Source organism: Meiothermus hypogaeus (assembly GCF_003574035.1).
Lineage (GTDB): Bacteria > Deinococcota > Deinococci > Deinococcales > Thermaceae > Meiothermus > Meiothermus hypogaeus.
In genome coordinates this window covers 17,960-44,092 of the sequence record NZ_QWKY01000024.1, presented here as the reverse complement: position 1 = coordinate 44,092, position 26,133 = coordinate 17,960, and the positions used below count along the sequence as shown (strand labels likewise).

20 protein-coding genes are annotated in these 26,133 nt (G+C 59.0%); 11 read left to right on the top strand and 9 right to left on the bottom strand.

What is annotated here, in order from left to right; genetic code table 11:
- Positions 1-227: 227 nt before the first annotated feature.
- Together Mhypo_RS08145 and Mhypo_RS08140 are read right to left on the bottom strand one after the other, a co-directional pair.
- Entirely contained in the window at positions 228-785 is a 558-nt protein-coding gene (locus tag Mhypo_RS08145) for a protoglobin domain-containing protein (protein ID WP_119340801.1), read from the bottom strand.
- A 667-nt stretch (positions 786-1,452) separates the two neighbouring features.
- Positions 1,453-5,949 (bottom strand): glutamate synthase-related protein, encoded by a 4,497-nt coding sequence (locus Mhypo_RS08140; RefSeq protein ID WP_119340800.1) that lies wholly within the window; start codon positions 5,947-5,949, stop codon positions 1,453-1,455.
- A 289-nt stretch (positions 5,950-6,238) separates the two neighbouring features.
- Between Mhypo_RS08140 and Mhypo_RS08135 the strand changes: the two genes are divergently transcribed.
- Positions 6,239-6,511 carry a stage V sporulation protein S gene (locus tag Mhypo_RS08135; protein WP_119340799.1) on the top strand — a complete coding sequence of 91 codons (273 nt, stop codon included), beginning with the start codon at positions 6,239-6,241 and terminating at the stop codon, positions 6,509-6,511.
- A 235-nt stretch (positions 6,512-6,746) separates the two neighbouring features.
- Positions 6,747-7,421, top strand: a complete 675-nt coding sequence (locus Mhypo_RS08130) for a zinc metallopeptidase (RefSeq protein WP_119340798.1) — start codon at positions 6,747-6,749, stop codon at positions 7,419-7,421.
- A gap of 18 nt (positions 7,422-7,439) precedes the next feature.
- Here Mhypo_RS08130 and Mhypo_RS08125 read toward each other — a convergent pair whose 3' ends face one another.
- The 4 genes from Mhypo_RS08125 to Mhypo_RS08110 all read right to left on the bottom strand — a co-directional run bounded on the left by Mhypo_RS08125 (position 7,440) and on the right by Mhypo_RS08110 (position 10,758).
- Positions 7,440-8,006, bottom strand: coding sequence for a GNAT family N-acetyltransferase (locus Mhypo_RS08125; protein WP_119340797.1), 567 nt, complete (start codon positions 8,004-8,006; stop codon positions 7,440-7,442).
- Positions 8,007-8,153: 147 nt separating this feature from the next.
- Complete coding sequence (locus Mhypo_RS08120; RefSeq protein ID WP_119340796.1) at positions 8,154-8,708, bottom strand: GNAT family N-acetyltransferase; 555 nt, start codon at positions 8,706-8,708, stop codon at positions 8,154-8,156.
- Complete coding sequence (gene cysS / locus Mhypo_RS08115) at positions 8,709-10,154, bottom strand: cysteine--tRNA ligase (RefSeq protein ID WP_119340795.1); 1,446 nt, start codon at positions 10,152-10,154, stop codon at positions 8,709-8,711.
- Between the two features lie 166 nt (positions 10,155-10,320).
- Entirely contained in the window at positions 10,321-10,758 is a 438-nt protein-coding gene (locus tag Mhypo_RS08110) for a type II toxin-antitoxin system RatA family toxin (RefSeq protein ID WP_119340794.1), read from the bottom strand.
- 298 nt (positions 10,759-11,056) lie between these two features.
- On the opposite strand from Mhypo_RS08110, the gene Mhypo_RS08105 reads away from it, so the two are divergent.
- From Mhypo_RS08105 to Mhypo_RS08100, 3 genes are all read left to right on the top strand, one after another.
- The gene (locus Mhypo_RS08105) at positions 11,057-12,292 is read left to right on the top strand and encodes an aminopeptidase (RefSeq protein WP_119340807.1); all 1,236 of its coding nucleotides are present in this window, start codon (positions 11,057-11,059) and stop codon (positions 12,290-12,292) included.
- A 151-nt stretch (positions 12,293-12,443) separates the two neighbouring features.
- Positions 12,444-13,478 (top strand): hypothetical protein, encoded by a 1,035-nt coding sequence (locus tag Mhypo_RS18535; protein WP_240637166.1) that lies wholly within the window; start codon positions 12,444-12,446, stop codon positions 13,476-13,478.
- 44 nt (positions 13,479-13,522) lie between these two features.
- The gene (locus Mhypo_RS08100; RefSeq protein ID WP_240637165.1) at positions 13,523-16,357 is read left to right on the top strand and encodes a DUF4332 domain-containing protein; all 2,835 of its coding nucleotides are present in this window, start codon (positions 13,523-13,525) and stop codon (positions 16,355-16,357) included.
- Between the two features lie 36 nt (positions 16,358-16,393).
- Here the strand turns inward: Mhypo_RS08100 and Mhypo_RS08090 are convergent, their stop codons facing one another.
- From Mhypo_RS08090 to tkt, 3 genes are all read right to left on the bottom strand, one after another.
- Positions 16,394-17,311 carry a quinate 5-dehydrogenase gene (locus Mhypo_RS08090; RefSeq protein WP_119340793.1) on the bottom strand — a complete coding sequence of 306 codons (918 nt, stop codon included), beginning with the start codon at positions 17,309-17,311 and terminating at the stop codon, positions 16,394-16,396.
- A gap of 117 nt (positions 17,312-17,428) precedes the next feature.
- The gene (locus tag Mhypo_RS08085) at positions 17,429-17,620 is read right to left on the bottom strand and encodes a hypothetical protein (RefSeq protein WP_119340792.1); all 192 of its coding nucleotides are present in this window, start codon (positions 17,618-17,620) and stop codon (positions 17,429-17,431) included.
- A complete protein-coding gene (gene tkt, locus Mhypo_RS08080; RefSeq protein ID WP_119340791.1) occupies positions 17,621-19,582 on the bottom strand; it encodes a transketolase in 1,962 nt (653 codons plus the stop codon).
- 114 nt (positions 19,583-19,696) lie between these two features.
- Here tkt and Mhypo_RS18740 point away from each other — a divergent pair, with 114 nt between their 5' ends.
- The 6 genes from Mhypo_RS18740 (at position 19,697) to pnp (ending at position 26,073) form a co-directional block, all read left to right on the top strand.
- A complete protein-coding gene (locus Mhypo_RS18740) occupies positions 19,697-19,858 on the top strand; it encodes a cytochrome c oxidase subunit 2A (RefSeq protein WP_307724515.1) in 162 nt (53 codons plus the stop codon).
- Positions 19,859-19,861: 3 nt separating this feature from the next.
- A complete protein-coding gene (locus Mhypo_RS08070) occupies positions 19,862-20,344 on the top strand; it encodes a cytochrome c oxidase subunit II (RefSeq protein ID WP_119340790.1) in 483 nt (160 codons plus the stop codon).
- Positions 20,345-20,356: 12 nt separating this feature from the next.
- Positions 20,357-22,039 (top strand): cbb3-type cytochrome c oxidase subunit I, encoded by a 1,683-nt coding sequence (locus Mhypo_RS08065; protein WP_119340789.1) that lies wholly within the window; start codon positions 20,357-20,359, stop codon positions 22,037-22,039.
- Between the two features lie 112 nt (positions 22,040-22,151).
- Positions 22,152-23,309: an MFS transporter gene (locus Mhypo_RS08060; protein WP_119340788.1), complete on the top strand. Its 1,158-nt coding sequence runs from the start codon at positions 22,152-22,154 to the stop codon at positions 23,307-23,309.
- A 68-nt stretch (positions 23,310-23,377) separates the two neighbouring features.
- Positions 23,378-23,647, top strand: coding sequence for a 30S ribosomal protein S15 (gene rpsO / locus Mhypo_RS08055; protein WP_119340787.1), 270 nt, complete (start codon positions 23,378-23,380; stop codon positions 23,645-23,647).
- Between the two features lie 281 nt (positions 23,648-23,928).
- On the top strand, positions 23,929-26,073 hold the full coding sequence (gene pnp, locus Mhypo_RS08050; RefSeq protein ID WP_119340786.1) for a polyribonucleotide nucleotidyltransferase: 2,145 nt from the start codon (positions 23,929-23,931) through the stop codon (positions 26,071-26,073).
- The last annotated feature ends 60 nt before the right edge of the window (positions 26,074-26,133 follow it).

Here is a 26,133-nt window from a genome sequence, read left to right as displayed (position 1 = left end):
GCCGCCACATTCGACTTTCACACTTCCGCAGTTCTGGCAAGCTACACTATCTTTGGGCTTCTCTGGGTTATTCACAAATCCAGTTTAGAAGCCCCTTCCTTTGCTCAACCGAATTTTTTATATGACTCGACAGTTGCCGAAAGCGGGCTATGCTGAGCAGTTATCGAATGAGAAAGAGCGCGTCTATACAGCCCATGACCTTCGGCGCTTGACCCTTTCTCACCTGTTCAGTTGGTTTTTCCCAGCATGGCCCTGGCCCCCGCCACCAGGGCTTTCTCCTGGTCGGCAGCTACCCCCAGGCGGTAGCCGTACTCCATGGCCTGCATGTAGCTATCCTGCATCAGGGCCGCCTCGATGGACATGATCTTCTCAAAGGCTTCCACCGCACTATATATTTCGGGGCTTCGAAGGGTGTTGCGCAGGTGCTCGAGCGAAAGCTCTTGCACCATGCCAAAAGCCGGCATGATAAAGCTGGGCTTGACACCAATAGCCGCATGTACCAGGCCAATCCGGGCACGCTTCTCTGCGTATTCGGCATCATAGTTTCCACAGAATAGGCCCCTGTACCAGTCGGCAAAACTCTGGTACAGGCGCTCAACCCGCCCGGGAGCATCCCACAAAATAGCCCGCATCTCCTCATCGCGCCCCAGGTAGTCGTAAAAGGCCAGGGCGATTTCTGAGGCCATGGGGCTCATCAAGGGCTCAAGCCTGCGTAGCGTGTGCACGTGGTGCTCGAGCAGCCCGGTGCGATCTATCAGCTTAGCCAGCAAAGCCTTGGCTTCCATTTGGGACAATTGTACCTTGACATGAAACTACCAAACTAGACTTGCACAAAAAGACTGAATCCGGATACAGAATGAGTCTTGTATACATTCCAGCAAACCGATGAGCTATATTGATCGCACTCTTCACAGACGTGGCTATCCATCCCGGCGACCACTGTTCTGTTCAGGGTAAAGCTTTCTTAGGCGTGATGGCTCATAGATGTGAAGATGGCTATAGGTTGAACTTCCTTGACCCTTCAGAAAGGAACGGTTTATTGGGTGGTGCAGACTATAACTTACATCCATGTCGTTAGCTAATATCGCATCCCACTCATGTCATACCGGATTCAAAAAGACAGTTTACAAAACCAAAAACACCAGAGGCTGTCTTTTTGAATCCTAGAGCACACCCCTCCCTTGAGTACCGGCGCTAGCCGGGGGCCGATGGCCCTTCACTGTCGGTCGGCGAATAAAGCGTCTCCCTTCCAAGGGCGGTATCGCCCTCCGCTAAGCGGATAACTTCGGTCGGGTTGATTCGTTACCGTTCGGTAACGAATCAACCAAATCTGGTATCAAATCCCTTCCTGGGCGCGAGTGTTCAAGCCGGTCGGTCTACCACCAGACGCAATCACTTCAACCCCAACAACAGAAGGGGCAGCCTGAAAGCTACCCCTCTCAATGCGGCGGTTTACTCGGTACTGACTTCCTGCACCACTTGCTGGTTGGTAGGCACCACCATGCGGAAATGGGTCGCAGGGTCGGCCAGCAGCTTCATCAAACGCTCGGCCTTGTCTTCACGCTCGACATCGCGCAGGGCGTTGAGGTACGCACTCATCAGTTCACGCACATCGGCAATCCCGCGCTCATCGAGCTTCTGAATGGCCACCTTCGCGCCTTTTGCCAGCCGTCGGTGCATGGCCTCTTCGTTGAGACCCATCTCGGGCCAGAAGCGCAGGTAAACCCGTCCGCCAGTCATACCGGAGCAGATCCAGGGGCCAGGGTCGCCCAGCACCACGGCCCGCCCACGGGTCATGTACTCAAAGGCAAAACCTTTGGCCTGGGCACGGGCTGCAATGTTGCCCAGTTCGTCCTGCACGGGTCTATCAGGCTCTCCAGCAAGCACCACATCCGCACCTGACAGACGAATACAGAACCGGCTGTCGGCCTGCCCCTCCACAATAAGCAAGCCGCCAATTGCGCCATACGCGAAAGACTTGCCTACCGAACCATCTACGTACTGGCCGAAGGGATTGCGACCCTTAAGAATCGCTACCTTGCCACCATAGGCGTTCTTGGCGATGCCGTCCTGGGCCCCACCTTCCACCACGATGTCCAGCCCTTCTACGTTGAATGCAGCGATGCCATTCCCGGCCACACTCCCCGCATCAAAGCGCAGCTCAACCCTGGCATCCCACCCCTTGCCGTACAAACGGCGGCGGGCAATCTCGCCGGCCAGGTGGGTCCCTAGGGCACGGTCAGTGGAGCCGACTGGCCCTTCCTGAAAGAGCAGTTCGCGCCCTCCCTCGGCATAGGCATCGGTGACTACCTCGGTAATCGAGCGCGTAAGTTGATTCAAAGGCTTTCTCAGCACGTGGGCCGAGCGTTCGCCCAGCCACTCTGGAGCCGAAACAGGTTCGAAGAAGTAGCTCAGGTCAATTTCTTCGCGATGTCCTTCCTGTGTAAGCAGATCGCTGCGGCCCACCAGGTCACGCAAGCTTACTGCACCTAAAGCCGCCACCAGACGCCGCAACTCTTTGCCCTTGGCAGCAAAGAAATGTACCAGTTGATCTACCGCTCGAGTCTGTTCCTGCGGCACAAAACGCTTCAGGCCGTGGGCCTGGGCCTGCTCCAGGGTCTCGATCTGGGTGGCAATCCCCACATGGCAGGTGTCCATCTGACACTGGCGGCAAATGGTGCAGCCAATCGCCACCATGGCCATGGTGGCCATGCCCACACGGTCGGCCCCCAGCAGCACCATCCGTAGGGTGTCGTAAGCGGTTTTGAGGCCGCCGTCGGCCCAGAGCTCCACCTTATCGCGCATCCCGGCCCGCACCAGCGCCCGGTGAGCGCGGCGCACCCCAATTTCCACCGGAAGGCCGGCGTATTTGAGCGCATGCCAGCGGGCCGCCCCAGTACCTCCCTCAAAGCCCGAGAGCGCAATCACATCGGCCCCGGCCTTAGCGATACCCACCGCAATGGTGCCGATGCCAGGAATAACCGGCACCTTGACCGAGACCTTGGCCTTGGGGTTGATGGTTTTGAGCTCTTCAATCAATTGGGCCAGGTCTTCGATGGAGTAGAGGTCGTGGTTGTTGGAAGGCGAAATAAGGTCTACCCCCGGCACGGCGTTGCGGGCCGCCGCTACCTTGGCCGTGACCTTTTTGCCAGGCAGGTGACCGCCCTCTCCAGGTTTAGCCCCCTGACCAATCTTAATCTCAATGAAACCCGCCGAGTTGAGCATATAGGCATGGGCGCCAAAGCGACCCGATGCCACCTGCTGGCCGCGCCAGTGGGTGTACTTGCCCAGCATATCGGGGATTTCGCCACCCTCGCCGTTGATACACACCATGTTGAGCTTTTTGGCAGCCTCGATGTAGGCCCGGAAGCTGGCCTCCCCTTGAGAACCGAAGCTCATGGCGGTGATAACGAAGGGTAGCGAGTGACCGCCCACACTCAGGTCTACTTCTTCGGGGTTGACTTCGGATTTGCTGGCAAACTCGATACCGAGTAGTTGCCGAGCAGCTACCGGCGATTCATGCTCGAGCCCGCGCACCTTCTCCTGAAAGTGCTCATAAGGCGATTCGCCCGAGGAGACTTCCATGGCCGCCTTGAAGATGCGGGGGTTGAAGCGGAAGTCTTTGGCCGGCAGGACTTTTTCGGCGTTGAGCAAGTTGAGGCGCTCCAGGAGGGTGCGCTCGAGCTCTAACAACCCATAGCCTGCCTTTTCGGAACCCAGGAAGTTGCGAATACCAAACTGCTCGGCCAGTTCGGGCTTGAGGCCGATGGCGCTAAAGATGCGCCCATAGCCGCGCACCTCGTGGATGCCCATGGTGGAGATGACCTTCTCCAGGCCCTTCTTGAGGCCCTCGAGCAGGTTTTGCACGCCCAGCGCGCCCTTGGCGGCCTGGGCCTTGTGCTGCATCAGCCAGGGTGCAACTGCATCGGCCCCCAGGCCCAGGCAGACCGCCACATCGTGCAGGTTTCGCACCCCACCCGAGTGGACCAGAAGCGAGGTACGGCGGCGCAGCGAGATGCCTTCTTCATTCCGCGCCTCTTCCAGCGATTTGCCAACTACTGCCAATGCCAGATACACGTCGAGCCAGATTCCCCCCTCGAAAGCACCCCGGTCGGAGAGCACCAGGAGTTCAGCCCCGTTGCGGGCGGCTTCAACCGCGCTTTCCTGAAGTCGCTTGAGCCCTGCAGCAATGCCTTCTTCTACCGAGAACTGCATGGGCAATACCGCATGTTTGAAACGGCGCAGGGCCTCTTCATAGGTCAGGGTTCCCTGGCCTTGCGCGATGGCGCCTACCGTAGGAGCGGTCTCTTCCAGCAGCACAGGTACGACCAGCTCTTCAACATGACCTGCCCCCCGCCCATCGGGCAAAGGCCGACGCCCCAGGATGCTGCGGGTGGAGAAATGTTCAATTTCGCGCTCGCGGTCAATGGCGGGGTTGGTTACGACCGCTACGGTCTCCTTGAAGAACTCCGAAAGGTTGGGTTTTTCGGGGTTCAAAGCGGCAATAGGGCCGTCGTAGCCGAGCGAGCCAATGGGCTCGTTGCCGTTTTCGGCCAGGGCCTCGAGGTAGCCTGCGTCCCAGCGATCCCAGCCATAAGCCCGCTCGAGGTTCAACGAAGGCGGCGCAGGCCTATCTTCGACCTGGGCCTCGCTACCCCCGGCCATGGGAGGAACCGAGCTATAGCGGGGCCCGGCCAGATGGGCTCTGTAGCCCTCGAGGCTATGGGTTTTGGTCAGGATGCGCTCCAATACCTGGCGCTGATGGCGGTCAAAGGGGAAGAGCCGTGCTCCGTCGGGCGTCAGGCGCAGGTACATCTTTTCCCCTGGGGCAAAGGGACGCGGCTCGGCAACAAACTCCTCTACCGTAAAAACCCCCCGCTCCGAGCTGAAGACGTACTCCGAGTCGGTCTCGACAAACCACAAGGGACGCAGCCCCATGGCATCTGTACCAAAAACAGCCTCCTCGCGATGGCGCGTGACCAGGGCCGCCGGGCCCTGGGCCAGGGGCCCAAAGCGCTGGCGCAGGTTCATGTACAGGTCTTGCAACGCGGGGGAGTAGTTTTTAATCTCACCCAGAATGGGCGGAAAAGCCACATCCATAGCCTCCGGCAAGGAAAGGCCAAAGCGATAGAGCAGCCCCTCCAGAATCCGGTTCAGGTCTTGCGAGTCGGAGCCCCCGGTGAGCGGGATGCCCAGAAACCGCCCTTCGCGGCGCAGGCGCTCGATGGTGTTGATTTCACCGTTGTGGCCCAGCAAGCCAAAGGGCTGTACCGCCTCGAAGGTTGACATGGTGTTGGTGGAGTAGCGGTTGTGGCCCAGGGTGATGGTGGATTTGTACTCTGCCCGCGAGAGCTCCGGGAAGTAGCGCTTGAGAATCTCGGCGGAGCCTCGCACCTTGTAAACGACGGTAGCCGTGGAGAGCGAGACCACATGCACAGGGAAGCGCTGCTCCAGGAGCAAGCCCAGTTCCCACAAGGGGCCGTCGCCGTCGGTAGATAGTCCGGCTACCTGATAAAACAGCGGCTCGGTGCGCTTGCCCACCGGCCCTAGCACACTGCTGTTGGTCTCCCCTTTGCGCTCCAGAAGCAGCTTGATGCCCCGTTTTGAGCCCTCCACCCGGAACAAATCGAATAGCTCCTGAACCCGGGCGCTTTCGCTCTTGGGTATGAACAGGTGGCCTACAAAAAAACGGGGGTTCTGGGCCAGGTTGCTATCGAGCCCCGCTTCGTACAGGTAGCCCGCCCAAAGTTCGCGCGGGAGATCGGTCTGGATACCGGTGCCATCCCCTTCCCCCCGAATCAAACCGGCCCGGTGGGCCATCTTGTAGAGGCTTTCTATGGTACGCTGCACGTTGGCATGGCTTGGGCGTGCGCTCTTTTCGGCGATTGCAATGATGCCACAAGCATCGCGTCCATTTGGTATACCAGGATATGCCTCACTAAATTTCATCTACCAGACCTCCAGAACTGAGCCAAACGGATGTGGGGGAAGAATCTCCGCATAAGTTTGCGAAGATTTGAAGCAGTATACGAATCACCCTGGCCTGCGTCAATATAAAGGAGGTGGTGTAGGAATCCAGCTATTCGTAGTTCAGGACAAAAATACCCGACTTTGTATCTCTGGTGCTACAGTTGGGATAAGGACAGGTCAATAAAAACCCACCAAGAACGTATTTTCTTGACATTGCTTTACGATTGCTCCTACAATGCAAGGGGGAGCGTTACGCCTAGGAGGTATTGTGGAAACGCTGCGAGTATCCGGCAAGTCACGTCCCAACTCCGTCGCAGGTGCCATCGCTGCGCTGCTGCGCTCCCAGAGCGAAGTCGAGGTTCAAGCCATTGGCCCCGAGGCCGTCAATCAGGCTGTCAAGGCTATTGCTATTGCCAGAGGATATATTGCCCCCGACAACCTGGACTTGATTGTAAAACCGGCTTTCGTAAAGCTCGAGCTCGATAGCGAGGAGCGCACCGCCCTTCGCTTCACGGTACGTAGCCAACCCCTCCAACCCTAGCTGGTCTGTATACATCATGCCGGCCAGAGCTGGTTGGCATCAACTTCTGCCTGGCAGTGCCCATGTGGTCTACTGGGAGAGCCTTAGGCGCTTCAAAGATTGCTCAGACCCAAACCCGGTTTACTCACAGAATAGACCGCTTCCATTGTGATCTTTTATACCCAGCCCAGGCAAGTGACCCAGGACTCAGAGCCCTCATACTGGGTCTGCTACCTTATACGTGTAGGAGGGAAGAATGACGATTACGTTCTTACTGATGATTGTGGTTTTTGTGGCAACGCTGTTTATACAGTTCTGGCTCCAGCGAACCTACGCCCGCTATAGCCGGGTAGCCAACAGCCGGGGAGTGACGGGGGAACAAGTGGCCCGCGCAATACTCGACGCTTATGGGCTGCATAATGTGCGGGTAGAAATGGTGCCGGGCGCTCTGACCGACCACTACGACCCCATCGCCAAGGCAGTACGCCTCTCTGAACCCAACTTTCATTCTCCCTCGGCTGCCGCCCTCGCCGTGGCGGCGCACGAGGTAGGACATGCCATCCAGGATGCCAAAAGCTATGCCTGGTTGCGGGTTCGGCACAGCATTCTGCCGGTAGCCAACATTGGCAGTATGTTTGGCCCCTGGATTTTCATTGCCGGGATGTTCATGGGGGCCACCGGCCTGATGAGCATTGGTATCTGGCTCTTTGCCGCCGCCGCCTTATTCCAGCTCGTGACCCTGCCGGTAGAGTTCGATGCCTCCAACCGGGCCTTGAACATCCTCAAAAAGATGAATTTCTTGGACAACAGCGAGATGGGAGGTGCCCGGGCCGTCTTGACCGCCGCCGCCATGACCTACGTGGCCGCCCTGGCCAACTCGCTGGCCACCATCCTGCACTACGTTGCCATCATGATGTCCAACCGGGAGTGAACTAAATCTCGTACAGGGTTAGCCCCGCTTGCGGCGGGGCTTTTGTTTGGGCCAGTCTTGCTTCAATAGGGCGTAAAGAGCCATATCCTGCGGCTTGTCGTGCAGCCAGACTTCCTGGCGCAAAATGCCCTCGAGCATAAATCCTAACCGCTCGGGAATGGCCCGGCTCCTGAGGTTCTTGGTGTGGGTCCTGATCTCCAGGCGACCCAAGCCCATCTCAAAAAATGCATAATTTATCAGCGCTTCCACCCCTCGAGTCATTAACCCTTTACCCTCAAAAGCTGCGCCCAACCAGTAGCCAATCTCGGCCGTACGGTGAGGGAGCACTATGTTAAACAAGGTGAGTGTTCCGGCCAGCTTTCCCCGATGCCAGACCGTCAGGGGTAGTTGTTCGCCCCTGGCCAAGCCATCCAGGGCTCCCTGAATAAAGGCTTTGGTATCTTCTAACGTACGATTGTCATCTACCCACGGCAACCAGCGCCGCAGATGCTTTCGATTGGCGTCGGTGAGAGCGAACAATGCTTCGGCATAGTGGGGCAGCAGCAAACGGAGTTCGCTGTGTTCGTCGAGCAGATAGCTGAACATGGATACAAGAATAAGACCTCTTGCCGAGTAGGAATTTGTAGTTCTGATGGGACGGTTTCCTCTTCCAGCGAAGCGTCGTGCGGCCTATCATGTACGAAAGCACGTCCTGGAGCGCCGTACCGCTCATAATCAAAGAAGCCAACTCTATCAGCTTGAGCTTCGGATAGCCCACTCCTGGTCGGTGATGGCGTAGAGGGCGTGGTCGCAAGGCTTGCCGTGCAGTGTACCGTCGTTGCGCAGCAGGCCTTCTAGTTGCAGGCCCAGCCGCTCCGGGATGGCCCGGCTACGCAGGTTGTCCACATGTACTTTGATCTGAATCCGGTGCAGGCCGACTTCACCAATGGCGTAGTCGAGCAGTGCTCTGACGCTGCGGGTCATCAGGCCCAGGCCCTCGAATTCCTGGCCCAGCCAGTACCCGATCTCGGCCTTCCGGGCGGCCTGGTCGAGGTCGTACAGACCCACCACTCCGGCTACGCTACCCTTATGCCAGATCGAGAGGCTGTAGCCCTGGCCAGCGGCCAGCGCCTCCAGGCGGCCGCGAATAAAATTCGATATAAACGAGACATCGCGGGCACTATCCACCCAGGCCAGCCACCGGCGCAGGTAGGTGCGGTTACGGTCAGCCAGCGCATAAAGCGCCTCGGCATGGTGAGCTTGCAGCAATCGCAATTCGCTATCTTCGTCCAGGCGGTGGACAAGCATCTATACACCCACCTTCCATTTGGGGCCTTCACGGGTGTCCTCGACGACCACTCCCAGTTCGGTCAGGCGATCCCGAATGCGATCCGACAGGGCAAAATTGCGGTTGCGGCGCGACTCTTCCCGGATATCCAGCAGTAAGTTGACCAGGCCCTCGAGCAAAGCGCTCCCCAACTGGTTTTGTAGCACTCGAGCAGGAAACAGCCCCAACACCCCCTCGCCCAATTCCGAGAAAACCTTTTCGGCTTTTTGCAGGCTCTCCCTTCCGGGCCGCCCGGTCAGGGCTTTATTGAGCTCGGTGACGAAGTTAAACAGCGCGGCTATGGCCTGGGGGGTATTCAGATCGTCGTCCAGGGCTTCAGCAAAAGCGCGTTGCACCTCTTCCACCGCATGTTCCAGACCTGGGTGTTTGCCACTCGGCGCAGTATGGATGAGCCGGTGCACCTCCCGGTAGGCGTTCAGCAGGCGCAGGTAGCCGTTTTTGGCTGCCTCCAAACCTTCGTCGGTAAAGTCCAGTACGCTGCGGTAGTGGCTGTTGAGCAGGTAAAACCGAATGTACATCGGCTCGTACTTAGCCCGTAGCTCGGACAGCGAAACCAGGTTGCCGGTGCTCTTGGCCATTTTTTGCCCGTTCAGGAGCACGTGGTAGTGGTGCATCCAGTAGCGGGCAAAAGGGTGTCCGGCGGCCTCGGCTTGGGCAATTTCGGCCTCGTGGTGGGGAAATTGCAGGTCTACGCCCCCCGCGTGAATGTCGAAGCCATCCCCCAGGTATTTGAGGCTCATGGCCGAGCACTCGATGTGCCAGCCGGGGAAGCCCACCCCCCAGGGCGAGTTCCAGCGCATGAGGTGCTCGGGGTCGGCCCGCTTCCACAGGGCAAAGTCGCGGGGATCTTCCTTTTCCTCGCGCACCTCGACCCGCGCCCCGGCCTCCTGCTCCTCGATATCGCGGTTGGACAGCTTGCCAAACTCGGGCCAGCTTCGGACACGAAAATACACTGAGCCGTTGGCTACATAGGCGTGGCCCCGCTTGACCAGGGTTTCGGTCAGCTCGATCTGCTCGGGAATGTGCCCGGCAGCCCTGGGGGTGATGTCGGGGCGCAGCACGTTCAGGGCCTGCATCTCGTCGAAGTAGCTCCACATGTATTTTTCGGCTACTTCCATGGGCTCCAGACGAAGGAGCTTGGCGCGGCGCTGGATTTTGTCCTCGCCCTCGTCGGCATCGTCGGTAAGATGGCCCACGTCGGTAATGTTGGAAACGAAGCGCACCTTGTAGCCCTGGTACCGCAACCAGCGCCGCAGCACGTCGTAGACGATGGGGCCCCGGGCGTGCCCGAGGTGGGGGTCGGAATAAACCGTAGGGCCGCAGACGTAAATACCTACGTAGCCGGGCGTGGCCGGAACGAAGGTCTGTTTGGCCCTAGCAAGGGTGTTATAGATTTGTAAAGGCATTGAGGTGCTCCATTCTTGGAGTAGATTTGGGCATTTTTAGCCCGCCGGCGGTGATGAAGGAATAGCTATGAAAAAAGCCGGGTTGGTGGCCCCAGGCACACCATAACCCCGGCAGGTTGACACACTTAACATCGCGGAACAAACATCATGGGTAGAGTATAGCACCTCAAGCCGCGGTGCAGCGTTCCTTGAGGCCGCGCAACAGGTCGTCGATGTTTTCCTGCATGAGTTTTTTGACCAGCTTTTGCAGCAATCCGCCAAAGATGGGGATATTGAGTTCGTACTCGAGCCTAAGCACCGCCCTGGTGCCTTCACCCTCGGGCAAGAAGGTCCAAGAACCGCGGTAGACATCAAAGTCGCCCTCCTTGCTGTCGAACTCATTGCGCAGCTCGGCATCAAACCAGCGCTCGTCCTCGATCCAGTGGACTTTTTTACCCATAGCCACCGCCACAAACCTGGTGCGCGAGGTACTTCCGTGGTCTTCCAGTACCTCCAGGGTTTCCACATCCTTGAGGTAGGGCTTGAGGCCCGCGAGATCCCGCGCGGCGGCGTACACCTCTTGGGGGGATTTGGGAATGAAAAGTTCAGACATCACTTCCGGCATAGCGCTAGTTTACATGAGGGCCCTTGGGTTCGGCCCGATTCGTTTGATGGTGAGACAACCTGAAGCCTTCTAGGTCTGAAAAACGGAAGGTGTTTTCAAGTCTACGCCCTTGCGAGTGGGCTTAATGCTTCCTGGTAGGAGGTAGGCCATCAAATCGCCGGCGATTGCTCTGCAAGCATGCGGCTCCTCGCAATGATGCTTTTTACCAAGAGAAGACTTCCTCGAGCGGCCATCTGGCTATTGGCCATATCCTGCATTTTCGACCCAAATCACCTGGCCGTAGGGTAGGCTGATGGGCATGTCAGCCAGTTTTGAGGAAAAGTTGCGGCGCTTCGCCGAAGTTGCGGTCAAGGTAGGGGTGGGACTCCAACCCGGTCAGAAACTTTTTGTGAACGCCAACATCGAGGCGCTGCCGTTCACCCGCCTGGTGGTGGAGGAGGCCTACAAGGCGGGCTCGAGGCTGGTGGTAACCCAGCTCTACGACGAGCAGCTCAACCTGGCGCGGTATCGCCATGCGCCGCGGGATTCCTTCCAGGAGTATGCAGCTTTCATGGTTGAAGCGCGGCTCAAGGCCCTGGACGAAGGCTACGCCTGGCTGAGCATCCTGGCCGATGACCCGGAAATCCTGCGCGGACAAGACCCCGAGCTGATTCGCCAGGCCTCGCAAACCGCCGCCCGGTTTAGCAAACCCTTTTCGGATCGAATCAGCGGCTTTGCTACCAACTGGTGCATCATTGGGGCCGCTTCGCCGCGCTGGGCCCAACTGGTTTTTCCAAACGACCCCCCGTCCCGGCAGATGCAACAGCTTTGGGAGGCTATTTTCAAGGTGAGCCGGGTGGATCAGGCCGATCCAATAGCAGCCTGGAAGGTGCATACCGACAACCTCGAGCGTCGCGTGCAGCAGCTCAACGCCAGGCGCTACGCTGCTTTGCACTTCCGGGGGCCGGGCACCGACCTGCACGTAGGACTGGCCGAGGGGCATGTGTGGGCGGGGGGAGCAGGCCAGGCCCAAAACGGGGCGCGGTGCATTCCCAACATGCCCACCGAAGAGGTGTTCACCACCCCCCACCGCGAGCGGGTGGAGGGATGGGTGCAAAGTACCAAGCCCCTGAGCCTGCATGGCAATTTGCTCGAGGGCATCCGGGTTCGCTTTGCACAGGGCCGGGTAGTAGAGGCCCAGGCCGAAAAGGGCCAGGAGATTTTGCAGCACCTGCTCCAGACCGACGAGGGGGCCCAGCGTTTGGGCGAGGTAGCCCTTGTGCCCCATAGCTCGCCCATCTCCCAGACAGGGTTGCTTTTCTACGAAGCCCTCTACGACGAAAACGCGGCCAGTCACATTGCTCTGGGCGCCAGCTACGACGAATGCCTGGAGGGGGGTCATGGCCTCACCCCAGAGCAAAAACGGGCCGCCGGGGCCAACGATAGCCTGATTCACATAGACTGGATGATTGGCTCTGAGCACGTAGATGTTGATGGCATTACCCCAAGCGGCCTGGCCGAGCCCTTGATGCGAGGGGGGGAATGGGTGGATTAAAGCTCCATGACGGTTGGGTGGACTTCTCTCTCACAACTTACCCCGCCTTCGCTTTACTAAATTGAGGCTTCTGGCCGCGGCCTTTCTTCGATGAACGCCTCCGAGGCAGGATGCCCCGACTGTTAGACTTGGAGCAGAGCGGAGGGATTGTATGAGCTGCAATCAGCCAGGCCGCGGTGCCCTCGAGTTTCACGTTTCTAAAAGCGCACGGGATTATTACCAGTTCGACCTCTCGCTGTTTTCGCTGAGTGGAAACGTAATCTTCGCCAACTTCCAGGCCGCGCGGCGCTTTGCCGAGGCCATGAACGCCAAGCGCGACCTGGTGCGCCACCCTGAGCAGGCCGTGAGCGCCAGCCAGATCAATGCGATGGGCCTTATTGACGAGATGCTGCACTTTGTGGTGCGGCAATATCTGGAGCAGCATCCAGGTGTGCTACAGCAAGCCCTTTCTGCGCTGGAAAAGAGCGTCGGCCCGGACGAGCTGGAAAAAGCCCTGCGCTCGTTCGCTACCGAGTTTCCGCCCATACGGGTCTACCGGGGCGAAATCACCTTGGAAGAGTATCTTTTGGACACCACCGAGGGCCGCTCCAACCACGAGATTCTGCTGGAAGAGATGCTGATGCTCTGGATGGCCAATGCCAACCCGGCCTTCAGCCCCTTTAGCGAGTTGTTCGACGATGGCAACCTCGAGCGCACCACCGCCTACCTGCCCATCATCCAGAGCCTGGAAACCTTCTTCGAGGGCCAACCGCCCTTCGGCGAAACCGGCCTCTCCCTCTTCAAAACCCTGCGGCTGCCGGCCCTGCAGCACCCCGACTCCCTCGAGGCCCAGCTCGAGTTCTTACTAAAGCGCTTTGCGGGCAGCTTGGGACGCTTCTACTACCGGATGCTGATCGGCCTGGATGTGGTTCGCGAGGAGAGACGCTCGTTTGCGGTACCCATCCACTTCGACCAGCCGGGGGGTGGGGGCGGGGAAAGCGAGCTGCTGGATGTGCGGCGGCTAGCTCTGGAACCTGAGCCCGAAGCCTTTAGCGCCGACCTGGACTGGATGCCCCGCTGCGTGCTGATTGCCAAAAACGTCTTTGTCTGGCTGGATCAGCTCTCTAAAAAATACCGCCGCGAGATCGCCACCCTCGACCAGATTCCCGAGGAAGAGCTCGAGCTCCTGCAAAGCTGGGGCGGCTGATTGGGCTGTGGGAGCGCAGCAAGGCTTCCAAACGCATCAAGCAGATGATGGGTAACCCCGACGCAGTGGCCTCGGCCTACTCGCTGTACGACTATGTGATTGCAAAGGATCTGGGTGGCGAGGCAGCAGTCGAGATACTGCGACAAAAAGCCACCCGGCGCGGCATCCGCCTGGCCTCGGACATGGTGCCCAACCATGTGGGGATTGATGGGCGCTGGGTTATAGAGCACCCCAATTGGTTCATCAGTCTCCCCTATCCCCCCTACCCAAACTACACCTTTAATGGGCCGGATTTGTCGGAGGATGCGCGGGTGAGCATCTTCCTGGAAGACCACTACTACGACAAATCCGACGCGGCGGTGGTGTTCAAGCGGGTAGATAGGCACACAGGCGAGGTTCATTACATTTATCACGGCAACGACGGCACCGCCATGCCCTGGAACGACACTGCCCAGCTCAACTACCTCAACCCCGAGGTGCGCGAGGCGGTGATCCAGACCATACTGCACGTGGCCCGGCAGTTTCCCATCATCCGCTTCGACGCCGCCATGACCCTGGCCAAGCGCCACATCCAGCGGCTGTGGTGGCCTGAGCCGGGCGGCTCGCCCTGGGGGGCCTCCATTCCCAGCCGGGCCGAGCACGCCATGACCAAAGAGCAGTTCGATGCCGCTATGCCGGTGGAGTTCTGGCGCGAGGTGGTAGATCGGGTTGCCCAAGAGGCACCCGACACCCTGCTTCTGGCCGAAGCCTTCTGGATGATGGAAGGCTACTTCGTGCGTACCCTGGGGATGCACCGGGTCTACAACTCGGCCTTCATGAACATGTTGCGCGACGAGAAAAACGCTGAGTACCGGCAGATCATGAAAAACACCCTCGAGTTCGAACCGGAAATCCTGAAGCGCTTTGTGAACTTCCTGAACAACCCCGACGAAAAAACCGCCGTAGAACAGTTCGGCAAGGGCGATAAGTATTTTGGGGTCATGACCCTGTGCGCCACCCTACCGGGCTTGCCCATGCTCGGCCACGGGCAGGTGGAGGGCTTTACCGAGCGCTACGGAATGGAGTATCGCCGTGCCTACTACGACGAGACCCCCGACCAGGGTCTGGTGGATTACCACTACCAGCAAATCTTTCCCCTGCTCAAGAAGCGCTACCTATTTGCCGAAGTGGAGAACTTTGTGCTCTATGACGCGCTGGCTGGGGAGGCCGTCAACGAGGATGTGTTTGTCTACTCGAACCGGGCCGGTAGCGAACGGGCGCTGGTGGCCTACCACAACAAAAACACTCATACCTCGGTCTGGGTGCGGCGCTCGGTGGGTCAGCCTTTCAAGACCCCTCAGGGGCGCGAAACCCGACAGGTGGGCCTGGGGGAGGGGCTGCAACTGAGCTTTGACCGGCGCACCTTCAGCATTTTCCGCGACCGGGTTACGGGCCTCGAATTCATTCGCAACAACCAGGAACTGCACGAGGAGGGGCTCTACCTCGAGCTCGGCCCCTATCAGCGCAAGGTGTTTCTGGACTGGCGCGAGGTCTACGACCAGGACGGCACCTACGCCCGGCTGGCCCAGATGCTGGGCGGGCAAGGCGTCCCCAGCCTGGACGAAGCCCGGCAGGAGCTCTGGCTCGAGCCCATCCTGCGGCCCTTCCGCGAGCTGGTGAACCCCACCCTGTTGCGCAAGCTGTTGGAAGGCGACCGTACACTGGACGAAGCCCTACAGGAAGAAGTGCAGGGCAGGCTGCTGGCGCTGTACCGGGGCATTGACCAGCATCTGGGTAGCAAGCCCGCCCTGTTGCCGGTGCAGCAAGTGCTGGGCCGCCTAGAAGGGGCGCTAAAGGTGGTGGAGCGGGGTGACCTGGTCGCGAGCGGTGCCCTGCTGGGCTGGGTTTTCACCCACGGGCTGGGCAAGGCCGATGAGAGCCGCGCCCACCTCGACGAGTGGCGCCTGGGACGTGTTCTGGAGCAGACCCTGGCCGAGCTGGGCCTGGGCGAAGCAGATGCGCGGCGCGCGGTGGGCCTGGTCAGGCTACTCTTGGCTCATCCCGAGCTGGCGCAAAACCCAGTGCTATTGAATCAGCAGATGGATAGCCTGTTCCAAGACCCAGAGGTGCAGGGCTTTTTGAAGGTCAACCGCTTCGAAGGCGCAGTGTACTTCAACCGAGAGGCCCACCAAGACTGGCTCAAGGGGCTGAGCCAGATGTCCTTGACATTGGCCACTTCCGAGGGTGAGGCTCCCACTCAGGTCAAGAAGGAGCGCAAAGCCTGGGCAGCCCTGGTCGCAAAACTAGACAAGGCCGCCGAGTCGTCTGGTTATGTAGTCGAACAATACCTGGCGCGAATTGCGCCCAGGAAAGCCACCCCGCGCAAGGCCGGGGCTGCCCCTCGCAGGGCCACGGAGCGCATCAGAGCTCGAGCCTCTGGCAAGCCTGCAGCTTCTGGAGCCGCAAAAACCAAAGAACCTCGTAAAGCTTCCGCCAGAGGTGCTTCTTCTACCCCTACAAAAACGTCTACATCGGAGACGCAAAGCTCGAAAGGTTCGTTCGGAGCCAGGGCCACCAAAACCGAAAAGCCCAAAACCAGAGGCCCGGCTTCGTCGGTCAGTAAAGCCAGGAGTTCCCCAGCCAAACCCTCTCCTGACGACCTGACCCGCATCAAAGGCATCGGGCCCAAAATGTCGGCAGCCCTGCAAGCGGCAGGCATTACCACCTTTGCCCAGCTTGCCAAGGCCAAACCAGAAACCCTGAGCACCGCCCTGGCCGCCGCCAATCTGCGCTTTGCCCCAAGCCTCTCCACCTGGGCCAAGCAAGCCGCCTATCTGGCCAAAGGCGACGAGCAAGGCTTTGCCGCTTACATCCAAAAACTCACCGCCGGACGGGAGTAGCAGACCCACCCCCGCAGACCTTCTTGCTTTCGACCTTCAGCTTTGGGCTTTGGGCTGTAATTCCGTGATCTCGGGCTGCAGGTTGAGCTTGGCGATGTACTCCAGATAATCGGCCTCGCTCAAAGGATGCTTCCCCGCCACCGCCACAATAAAAGCCTCCATCACATTGGTGCCAAAGCTGCGCCCATCCAGGCGGGGGGTGGTGGTGATCAGCCTGGCCACCCCCCGGGTCCGCATGAACTCGAGGTCGTCGGGGGTGGTGGTGTTGGTCAGGATAATCTTGCCCTGCATATCCTCGGGCATGAAGCGGCGCATGAAGTGCCAGTCGCCCGCAATCACATCGGCCCACTCAAAATAGCGCTGCCGCCAGTCCTTCACCTGCTTTTCCTGTTTTTCGCCGGTGGGGTACAGCCACTGGAAGGGCAGTTGGGTGATGATGGGGAGCAGAATATAGGCAATTTTTTGCAGCAGCGATAGCCGATAGAGGGGAATGGGCAGCCCCAGCCCAAAAATCAGGTCGCCGTAGAGCACCCGGGCCCCCGCCTCATCGAGCGCCTCGGCCAGCCCAAAGCGATCTACCGCGCTGGGAATAAGCACCTTCTTGCTCTTCCAGCCAATCTCGGGCTCGAGCAGCCTTACCGCATTGCGCTCCAGGGTGTGCTTGAGCCCCGAACCGTCCAGCATGGGGGTTTTGCGGGCCGCATCGGCCATGCGCTGCGCGTCGCGGAAGGTGTAGCGGTGGCTGCCAGCATACACATACAAGTCGGCTCCTCCCAGGCCAAACGCATCTACCTTGCCGTCGAGTTCCCTGACCAGTTCAATGGCCTTTTCCCAGCTGCCATCGGTGCCGATGCGCTCGAGCACAAAGGTCTCACCCAGGCTCTCCACATGGATTTCGGCCCTGGAGTTGCGCTTGGAGGAACCGATGGAAACGCTTACTACGTGTTTGGGCATGACTTACAGTCTACTACTGCGCCCGGTGGCGTCCAGAGAATCGCGCAAAAACTCAACGCACCGCTCAGCCACCACAAGACCCGTGCACCAACCAGGAGTTGCTGTGAAAAACAATCCCTACGACCCGCCAATCGCCCGAATAATACCAATCAGCGCCAATCCCACAGCCAGGCCCCAGAAGTACAGCGCGGTTCGCTTGCTGGCCGCTCCCTGCAAGGCCAAAGCCCAGATCAACAAGCCCAGCAGGGCCGCCCCCAGGGCCAGGGTAAAAAGCAACGCGGGCAGGTTGGCAAAAATAGTCTGGATCATCTAGACCCCCAGCAAGGCTCTAACTTCGGCGGCCACCCGTTCCCTGGTGAAACCCAGTTTACTGTACACATCAGCAAAAGGGGCACTGGCCCCAAACCGATCCAGACCCACTACCCGCTGGGCATAGCGCTCCCAGCCCAGGGTAGTACCGGCCTCTAAGGCCAGGGTGGGCAGGTTCCTGGGCAGAATCCCCTCCCTGTACGCCTCGGGTTGGGCTTCGAAGGCTTCCCAGCACGGCAGCGAGACCACCCGCACCGCAATTCCTCCTTCGGCCAGGAGTTTCTGGGCCTCGAGGGCCAGCGATACCTCCGAGCCGGTGGCCACAATGGCCGCTTTGGCCTCGGGCACGTTGGAGATGATGTAGCCACCCCGCTCAACCCCCTTGGGCCGCACTCCGTCCAGGACCGGCAGGGCCTGGCGGGTCAGGATCAGGGCGGTAGGGCCGTCGGTACGCTCTAAAGCCATTTTCCAGGCTACGGCGGTCTCGTTCGCATCGGCGGGTCGGATCACCCACAGGTTGGGAATGGCCCTGAGGCTCATCACGTGCTCGATGGGCTGATGGGTGGGGCCGTCCTCCCCAACAGCAATGGAGTCATGGGTGAAAACGAAAATGGTTGGAACCCCCATAATCGCGGCCATGCGAACAGCCGGGCGCATGTAATCGGAAAAGACCAAAAAGGTGCCCCCATAAGGCCGCAAGGCCCGGCTCAGGGCAAGGCCGTTCATGATGGCCCCCATGGCGTGCTCACGCACCCCGTAGCGGATGTACCGGCCCGCCGGGTTGTCCGGGCTAAAGTCGGTCATGTCCGGGGTGCGGGTGTTGTTGGAGGGGGTCAGGTCGGCAGAGCCACCCATAAGTTCCGGCAGCACCGGCACCAATTTTTCCAGAACTTTGCCGGAAGCAGCGCGGGTAGCCAGTTTTTCTCCAGCGGCAAAGCTGGGCAGGTGCGCTTCCCAGCCCTGGGGCAGCTGGCGCTCTATTCTGCGCCGGAACTCTGCAACTTTATCGGGGCTCGCTTGGGCTAGGGCCTCGAGCTTGGCTTCCCACTCAGCCTGGGCCTGCGCGCCCTTTTCCAGGGCACGGCGGTAGTCGGCGTAAATCTCTTCGGGAATTTCAAAAGGCGCATGAGGCCAGCCCAAAGCCTGGCGGGTTGCGGCCACTTTTTCAGGCCCCATAGCGTCCGAGTGGGCTTTGTGGTGGCCCGCCAAGGGCGAACCAAAACCGATAATCGAGCGCACCGAGATCAGGCTTGGGCGGGGGTCGGCCCGGGCTTCGCGCAGCGCAGCGCGAATGGCCCCCAGATCTTCCCCCTCTACCCCCGGCACCACATGCCAGCCATAGGCTTCATACCGCTTAAGACGGTCTTCGGTAAAAGCCAGCTCGGTACGACCATCAATTGAAATGTCGTTGTCGTCGTATAGCACAATCAGCTTTCCTAGCCGCAGATGCCCGGCCAGTGAGGAGGCCTCACCGCTCACCCCCTCCATCAGATCACCATCCGATGCGATCACGTAGGTGTAGTGCTCGGCAATCTCGCCGAACTCGGCCACCAGCTTGCGCTCGGCAATCGCCATCCCCACCGCAGTGCTGATGCCTTGACCTAAAGGTCCGGTGGTGACTTCCACACCGGGGGTGTGCCCGTACTCGGGATGCCCAGGCGTTTTGGAATCCCACTGGCGGAAGCGCTTGAGTTCTTCTAAGGGCAGGTCGTAGCCGCTCAGGTGCAACAGTGCATAGAGCAGCATGGAGCCATGGCCTGCCGAGAGCACAAAGCGGTCTCTGGCCGGCCAGTTGGGGTCTTTGGGATTGTGCTTGAGAAACTCCGTCCAGAGCACATAAGCCGCCGGGGCCATGCCCATGGGCATCCCCGGGTGGCCCGACTTGGCTTGCTCTACAGCGTCGAGGGCCAGCATACGAATGGCATCAATCGAGGCCTTGACAGTGGGGGGGGGTTGGCTCATACCCCGCAATCATAACGCGCTTTCCAACTGTCATCCAACCGACTTTCCCTCCATGCCCAACGTTGCTTATACCCTTACCCGCTCGATAAACCGGGACTTTCCTCCCTAGGACACATGTCCTCTAACCATGTTCTTAGACTTCCCCAAAGGGGGAAGCACGTTATGGAAGAAAAAGAGCAACGACCCATAGGCGCCTTGTTTGTTGTTGGCGTAGTTACAGTTTTTATCTTGGCCTTCTGGTTTTTCCACTTCTTTACACATCTTGCGAGAGGTTAGACCATGGAACAGCATGAACACGTCATTGAGCGATATGAGCGGGCCTGGATCCTTTTTGGTCTGGCCATGATTACCGTTTTCATCATCCTGATCGGCTACATGATGCTTACCATGGGCAACACCAACCCTGTGAGCGCAGCACGCATCGATGCCACCAAGGTTCGCACCGAAGGCGATTTCGCCAATCCGCGCGTTGAGCAAGTAGGCAATGAGTATGTGGCCTACGTCCAGGCTTTCTCTTTTGGCTATTTACCTATGGAGATGAAATTTAAAGCAGGCCAAAAAGTAACTTTTTACATCACTTCACCCGACGTCCAGCACGGTTTTAAGGTTGAAAATACCAACATTAACGTGCAGGTCATTCCGGGCGAGGTTGCTAAAGTAAGCTATACCTTCAAAAAACCAGGTGAATACAATCTCATCTGCAACGAGTACTGCGGCATCGGTCACGCCAACATGGTCAGCAAAATTGTCGTGGAGCCATAAAAGGAGCTTTGGATGGCAGTCAAAACCTTTCCCAAAATAGATGTGTATGCGGGGGCACCCGAAAAGAAGTACACCCTGTTCATGCTAATGTTGGGCTTTATCGCCCTGATGGTCGGCACCCTGTTTGGCCCCCTGCAGGCTTTTAACTACGGTGGGCTAGATCTGTATCCTTTCCTCAAACCGGTCTTCCAGAGTTACTATCAGGGTCTGACCATCCACGGGGTTCTAAACGCCATCATTTTTACGCAACTATTTGGCCAGGCCATTATGGTCTACCTGCCGGCTAAAGAGCTGGGCCTCAGGCCCAACATGACCCTAGCCTGGGTCTCGTTCTGGATGGCGCTGATTGGCCTCCTTATTGCCGCTTTGCCGTTGCTGGGCAACGCTGCTAGCGTGCTTTACACCTTTTATCCACCCCTCAAAGCCCACTGGGCTTTTTATGTGGGCGCTGCCCTTTTCGTACTTTCCAGCTACGTGAGCATCTATCTGGTTCTCGAGATGTGGTCGCGCTGGAAGAGAGCCAACCCAGGCAAGATTACCCCGCTGGCCACCTACATGTCGGTTACCTTTTGGCTGATGTGGTTCCTGGCCAGCCTGGGTCTGGTGGTGGAAGCGCTCTTTCTGATTGCCTGGTCACTGGGCCTGGTGGCAGGGGTGGACCCCTTGCTGATGCGTACCCTGTTCTGGTACACCGGTCACCCCATAGTGTACTTCTGGCTACTGCCGGCTTATACGCTGGCGTATGTTACCCTGCCCAAACTGGCAGGCGGTAAGCTGGTCTCTGACCCCCTCTCGCGCCTGGTATTCCTGCTCTTCTTGCTCTTTTCGGTACCGGTGGGCTTCCACCACCAGTTTGCCGACCCCGGCATTGCTCCTTACTGGAAGATGATCCACACCATCCTGACCATGATGGTGGCAGTGCCCAGCCTCATCACCGCCTTTACCATCGCAGCTTCACTCGAGGTAGCCGGTCGGGCCAACGGGGGTAAGGGCCTGCTGGGTTGGATTGGCGCGTTGCCGTGGAACAATCCCACAGTTCTGGCTTTCCTACTGGGTTTTCTGGCTTTCATTCCTGGGGGTGCCGGGGGCATAGTTAATGCTAGCTTCAACCTCAACCAGAACATCCACAACACGGTTTGGATTCCCGGCCACTTCCACCTGCAGGTGGGCACCCTGGTTACCATGGCAGCCATGGGCACGGCTTTCTGGCTAATTCCCCACCTGACCGGCAAACCGCTGGTGGCCCGTGGCATGGCCCTGGCCTCACAGTGGTTGTGGTTCCTGGGCATGTTCATCATGACCTTTTCTTTGCACTGGATGGGCTTCTTGTATGCCGTGCCCCGTCGCTCTCACATCGCCGGGAGCCCCATCGCCATGGAAGCCTACCGGGAAAGCTCGGCCTGGATGGTCTTGAACATCGTGTCGGGGGTCATCCTGCTGATTGCGGCCATCCTGTTCTTCTATGTCATCTACGCTACAGCCTTGCAAAGCCGCCGCGACCCCGAACGGGTGATGTCTGAAGTACCTTTTTCAGAGGTCATCTCCAAGCCGGAAGGTAGCAGTCTGGCCCTGATGACCGAACGGGTCTGGTTCTGGTTTGGCATTGCCGTAGTGTTGGTGGTGCTGGCCTACGGCCCGGTTCTCTTCCAAATGTTTACCAATATGAACCCGGTTCCAGGGCAACGGCTCTGGTGACTTCCCCCCTTGAGAAATGCCCCTGGGCCTTGCCAGGGGCGTTTCTCTTCTGAAAGCATCCCGACCCTTCGCAGATGACCCAGTGTGTACAACAAGCAGTAGATTGAAGGCCATGAAAAAGCTGCCCCGTGAAGTTTATATTCTGGGCACTGTCAGCCTGTTTACCGACATCGCCTCGGAGATGGTCTATCCGCTCCTGCCGCTGTTCTTAACCGGGGTGCTGGGAGCTTCTACAACGGTGGTGGGCCTGGTAGAGGGCATCGCGGAGGCCTCAGCCAGCCTGTTCAAGGTTATCGGGGGGCGCATTTCCGACCGGATGGCAGCTCGAAAACCGCTAATTTTGTTGGGCTATGGCTTTCCGGCTTTACTAAGGCCCGTGCTGGCCCTGGCGGTAGCCCCGTGGCAGGTCCTGACTTACCGTTTTCTGGATCGGGTAGGCAAGGGGCTTCGCACTGCACCCAGAGACGCCCTGATTGCAGAGGTAGCCAGTCAGGATAGCTATGGGCGGGCCTATGGGCTCCACCGGGCCATGGATAGTCTGGGCGCTACCCTTGGGCCACTCCTGGCCTTCTTGCTTTTGCCCTTACTAGACTTTCGCGGGGTGTTCTGGGTCTCGGCCATTCCTGCAGTCCTGGCTACACTGATTATCCTCTTCTTTTTGCGGGAAAAGCGCGGCCTCGCCAGGCCCTTGCCTCCCCTTCGATTATCGGCGTTTTCACCTCAATACCGCTGGTTCTTGCTGGTAACGGGGGTTTCTACACTGGGGTTGTCTTCCAACGCTTTCCTGATACTTCGCCTGAACGACCTGGGACTAGGAGCAGCCCAGGCCACCCTGGTCTACACCTTTTACAACCTGCTCTACGCCCTGATGGCATATCCACTGGGGTCGTTGGCAGACCGAGTGGGTGCACGCAGTTTGGTGCTGTGGGGGTTTGCCACTTACGCCGTGGTCTACCTGGGGTTCGGACTGAGTTTTTTAGCCTGGCACGGAACCATCTTGTTTTTGCTGTACGCGCTTTACAGCGCTGCCTTCGAGGGCAGCAGCCGAGCCTATCTGGCACAAATTATACCGGCCACAGAAAAAGCCAGCGCCATTGGGCTATACCACACCCTGGTGGGCCTACTCCTGCTCCCAGCCAGCGCCCTTTTTGGCTTTTTGTGGCAACATTTTGACGCCAGCACGGCTTTTTTTACGGGTGCGGCTTTCAGCTTGCTGGCAATGATTCTGTTTTTGCTTGACCCCACGCGCAAGCGCGGCTATACTTCTTAGTTGGCCCCTCGCGGGTCATGAGGAAGCCTCGGTCAGCGTACTGAGGCTCACCCGACAAGGAGACCTGAATGCCCTTTACCAAAGAAGATAAAGCTAGCGTGATCGAGAAGCACGCCCATAAAGCCGGCGACACCGGCTCGACCGAAGTGCAAGTGGCCCTGCTGACCGAGCGCATCAATCGTCTCTCCTCGCATCTGTCTGCTAACAACAAGGACGTTGCAGCCAAACGTGGTTTGCTGACCCTGGTAGGGCAGCGCAAACGGATGCTGAGCTATCTGGAAAAAAAGGACAAGGCCCGCTACAAGACCCTGATCGAAAAGCTTGGGCTGCGCAAGTAAAAAAGTCCGGGGGCAACCCCGGACATTATCTATCATGTACAATACATTATGACTCGGTAGGCGGGGCCGGGGGTGGCTCCGCCGATAACTTGAAGCCTGGGCCCCCCTGGTTTTGGTAATTGCGCACGGGCCACATCATCTTGAGTATGTATCCAACCGAACCTTGCCTATTCTACGCCCCTAGCGAACGCTTCATGCATCGCTCCCTCTTCAAGTACGGGAGCGTTTTGAACCTGTCCTAAAGCGTACCCAGCGCTATAACTGGGCCATCAGGAGCTAATATGAACGAGGACAACCCAATACCCCAAGGTAAGCGCTACAGCGTGGACGTGGGGGGTCGCACCCTGACGATTGAAACCGGAAAATATGCCAAGCATGTGGCCGGCTCGGTCTGGGTCAGCTATGGCGAGACCGTGGTAATGGCCACAGCCCAGGCCTCAGATACCCCCATCCAGGCCGATTTTCTGCCCTTAACGGTGGAGTTTGAAGAAAGGCACTACGCAGTTGGGCGCATCCCCGGTAGCTTTATGCGCCGAGAAGGACGACCCGGCGAAAAAGCTATTCTCTCGGCGCGGTTGACCGACCGCCCCATTCGGCCCCTCTTTCCCAAAGGCTTTCGGCATGAGGTGCAGGTTCTTTTGACGGTGCTCTCAGCCGACCAGGAAAACACCCCCGACATCCTGGGACCCATTGCGGCCAGCGCGGCCCTAATGCTTTCGGATATTCCCTGGGACGGACCAATTGCATCCGTACGGGTGGGCTTACAGGATGGGCGGCTGGTACTGAACCCTGTTGTTCAGGAAAACAGCCAGCTCGATCTGGTGGTAGCAGGCTCCAGGGATGCCATCATCATGGTGGAAGCCGGCGCCCAGGAGGTCTCGGAGGATCAGCTGGTGCAGGCCCTCGAGTTTGCCCACCGGGCCATGCAGCCCATCCTGGAGTTACAGGAACAGATGCGGGCCGAACTGGGCAAGGAGAAGTTTGCCCACGTACCTCCAGCCAAGCTGGACGCCGAAACCCAGGCCGCCCTCTACCAGCGGGCCCTCGAGAAGGGGCTTTCCAACGTTTTGCAAACCGCTTCTAAAGGCGAACGCTCGGCGGCCCTGGATGCCTTTAGCGAAGCTCTGCTGGATGAGTTTGTCCCCAGCCAGGAGGATGGTTCGGTGGATCTGGAGCGGCGCAAGCTGGTAGCAGAGGCTTTCGACGAGGTAGTCAAGCAGGAGCTACGCCGACTGGTGTTGCAGGAAAACAAGCGGGCCGACGGGCGCACACCCCAGCAGGTGCGGCCCATCTGGATCGAGAGCAACGTACTACCCAAACCCCACGGCTCGGCCATCTTCAGCCGCGGCGAGACCCAGGTGCTGGGCGTGGTCACACTGGGCACCGGGCGGGACGCCCAGTTGGTAGACGACCTGGGCATCGAGACCGAGGAGCCCTTCCTGGTGCACTACAACTTTCCCCCTTACTCAACCGGCGAGGTCAAGCGCCTGCGCGGGGTCAGTCGCCGCGAAGTAGGCCACGGCAACCTGGCCAAACGCGGCCTGCGGGCGGTGCTCCCTTCCAGGGACGAGTTCCCTTACACCATCCGGGTAGTGGGGGATGTACTCGAGTCCAACGGTTCATCCAGCATGGCCACGGTCTGCGCGGGCTGCCTGGCCCTTCTGGACGCCGGTGTACCCCTCCGGAAGCACGTGGCCGGTGTGGCCATGGGCCTGATCAAGGAGGGTGACCAAGCTGTTGTGCTGACCGACATTCTGGGCCTCGAGGATGCGCTGGGCGACATGGATTTCAAGGTAACCGGTACCCGCGACGGCGTGACGGCCCTGCAAATGGACATCAAGATCAAAGGGCTCACCCCCGAGATCATGCGGGCCGCGCTGTATCAGGCTCGTGAAACCCGGCTTCACATCCTGAGCCTGATGGAACAAGCCGTTCCCACCCACCGAGCCGAAATGAAACCCCAGGTGCCGCGCATACTGACCTTGAAAATCAACCCGGAGAAGATTGGCGGCATCATCGGACCCGGCGGAAAGAACATTCGCGCACTGGAAGAGCTGGGCGTGGAGATCGACATCGAGCAAGACGGCACCATCCGGCTCTACAGCACCAACGCAGCGGCTGCTGAGGAGGCCAAAGCCCGCATCCTGGGCCAGACCGCCGAGGCCAAAGTAGGTGAAATCTACGAGGGCACCGTCACACGCATCACCAACTTTGGCGCCTTCATCGAAATTTTGCCAGGGAAGGACGGGCTGCTCCACATCAGCCAGCTCGCCCAGGGCCGGGTGGAGAAAGTCGAAGACGTACTCAAGTTAGGCGACAAGCTCAAAGTCAAGGTCAACAAGATTGACGAGCAGGGCCGGGTGGATCTGATTCGTCCGGAGCTCGAGGGCCTGGTCGCCCCCCGCAAACCTCCGGTTAGACGCTAACCCTTCCGATTGTAAGTTTGCGGGTTACTGCGTTCTCGCCGGTATGCCAGAAGCCACAGA

Coding starts and splice junctions, on each gene's coding strand:
- Mhypo_RS08120 (WP_119340796.1), bottom strand. CDS start 8,708: ATGCTTGTCCACCGCCTGGACGAAGATAGCGAATTGCGATTGCTGCAA.
- rpsO (WP_119340787.1), top strand. CDS start 23,378: ATGCCCTTTACCAAAGAAGATAAAGCTAGCGTGATCGAGAAGCACGCC.
- Mhypo_RS08140 (WP_119340800.1), bottom strand. CDS start 5,949: ATGAAATTTAGTGAGGCATATCCTGGTATACCAAATGGACGCGATGCT.
- Mhypo_RS08130 (WP_119340798.1), top strand. CDS start 6,747: ATGACGATTACGTTCTTACTGATGATTGTGGTTTTTGTGGCAACGCTG.
- Mhypo_RS08090 (WP_119340793.1), bottom strand. CDS start 17,311: ATGCCCAAACACGTAGTAAGCGTTTCCATCGGTTCCTCCAAGCGCAAC.
- pnp (WP_119340786.1), top strand. CDS start 23,929: ATGAACGAGGACAACCCAATACCCCAAGGTAAGCGCTACAGCGTGGAC.
- Mhypo_RS08145 (WP_119340801.1), bottom strand. CDS start 785: ATGGAAGCCAAGGCTTTGCTGGCTAAGCTGATAGATCGCACCGGGCTG.
- Mhypo_RS08100 (WP_240637165.1), top strand. CDS start 13,523: ATGATGGGTAACCCCGACGCAGTGGCCTCGGCCTACTCGCTGTACGAC.
- Mhypo_RS08070 (WP_119340790.1), top strand. CDS start 19,862: ATGGAACAGCATGAACACGTCATTGAGCGATATGAGCGGGCCTGGATC.
- Mhypo_RS08110 (WP_119340794.1), bottom strand. CDS start 10,758: ATGCCGGAAGTGATGTCTGAACTTTTCATTCCCAAATCCCCCCAAGAG.
- Mhypo_RS08125 (WP_119340797.1), bottom strand. CDS start 8,006: ATGTTCAGCTATCTGCTCGACGAACACAGCGAACTCCGTTTGCTGCTG.
- Mhypo_RS08085 (WP_119340792.1), bottom strand. CDS start 17,620: ATGATCCAGACTATTTTTGCCAACCTGCCCGCGTTGCTTTTTACCCTG.
- Mhypo_RS08105 (WP_119340807.1), top strand. CDS start 11,057: ATGTCAGCCAGTTTTGAGGAAAAGTTGCGGCGCTTCGCCGAAGTTGCG.
- Mhypo_RS08060 (WP_119340788.1), top strand. CDS start 22,152: ATGAAAAAGCTGCCCCGTGAAGTTTATATTCTGGGCACTGTCAGCCTG.
- cysS (WP_119340795.1), bottom strand. CDS start 10,154: ATGCCTTTACAAATCTATAACACCCTTGCTAGGGCCAAACAGACCTTC.
- Mhypo_RS18535 (WP_240637166.1), top strand. CDS start 12,444: ATGAGCTGCAATCAGCCAGGCCGCGGTGCCCTCGAGTTTCACGTTTCT.
- Mhypo_RS08065 (WP_119340789.1), top strand. CDS start 20,357: ATGGCAGTCAAAACCTTTCCCAAAATAGATGTGTATGCGGGGGCACCC.
- tkt (WP_119340791.1), bottom strand. CDS start 19,582: ATGAGCCAACCCCCCCCCACTGTCAAGGCCTCGATTGATGCCATTCGT.
- Mhypo_RS18740 (WP_307724515.1), top strand. CDS start 19,697: ATGTCCTCTAACCATGTTCTTAGACTTCCCCAAAGGGGGAAGCACGTT.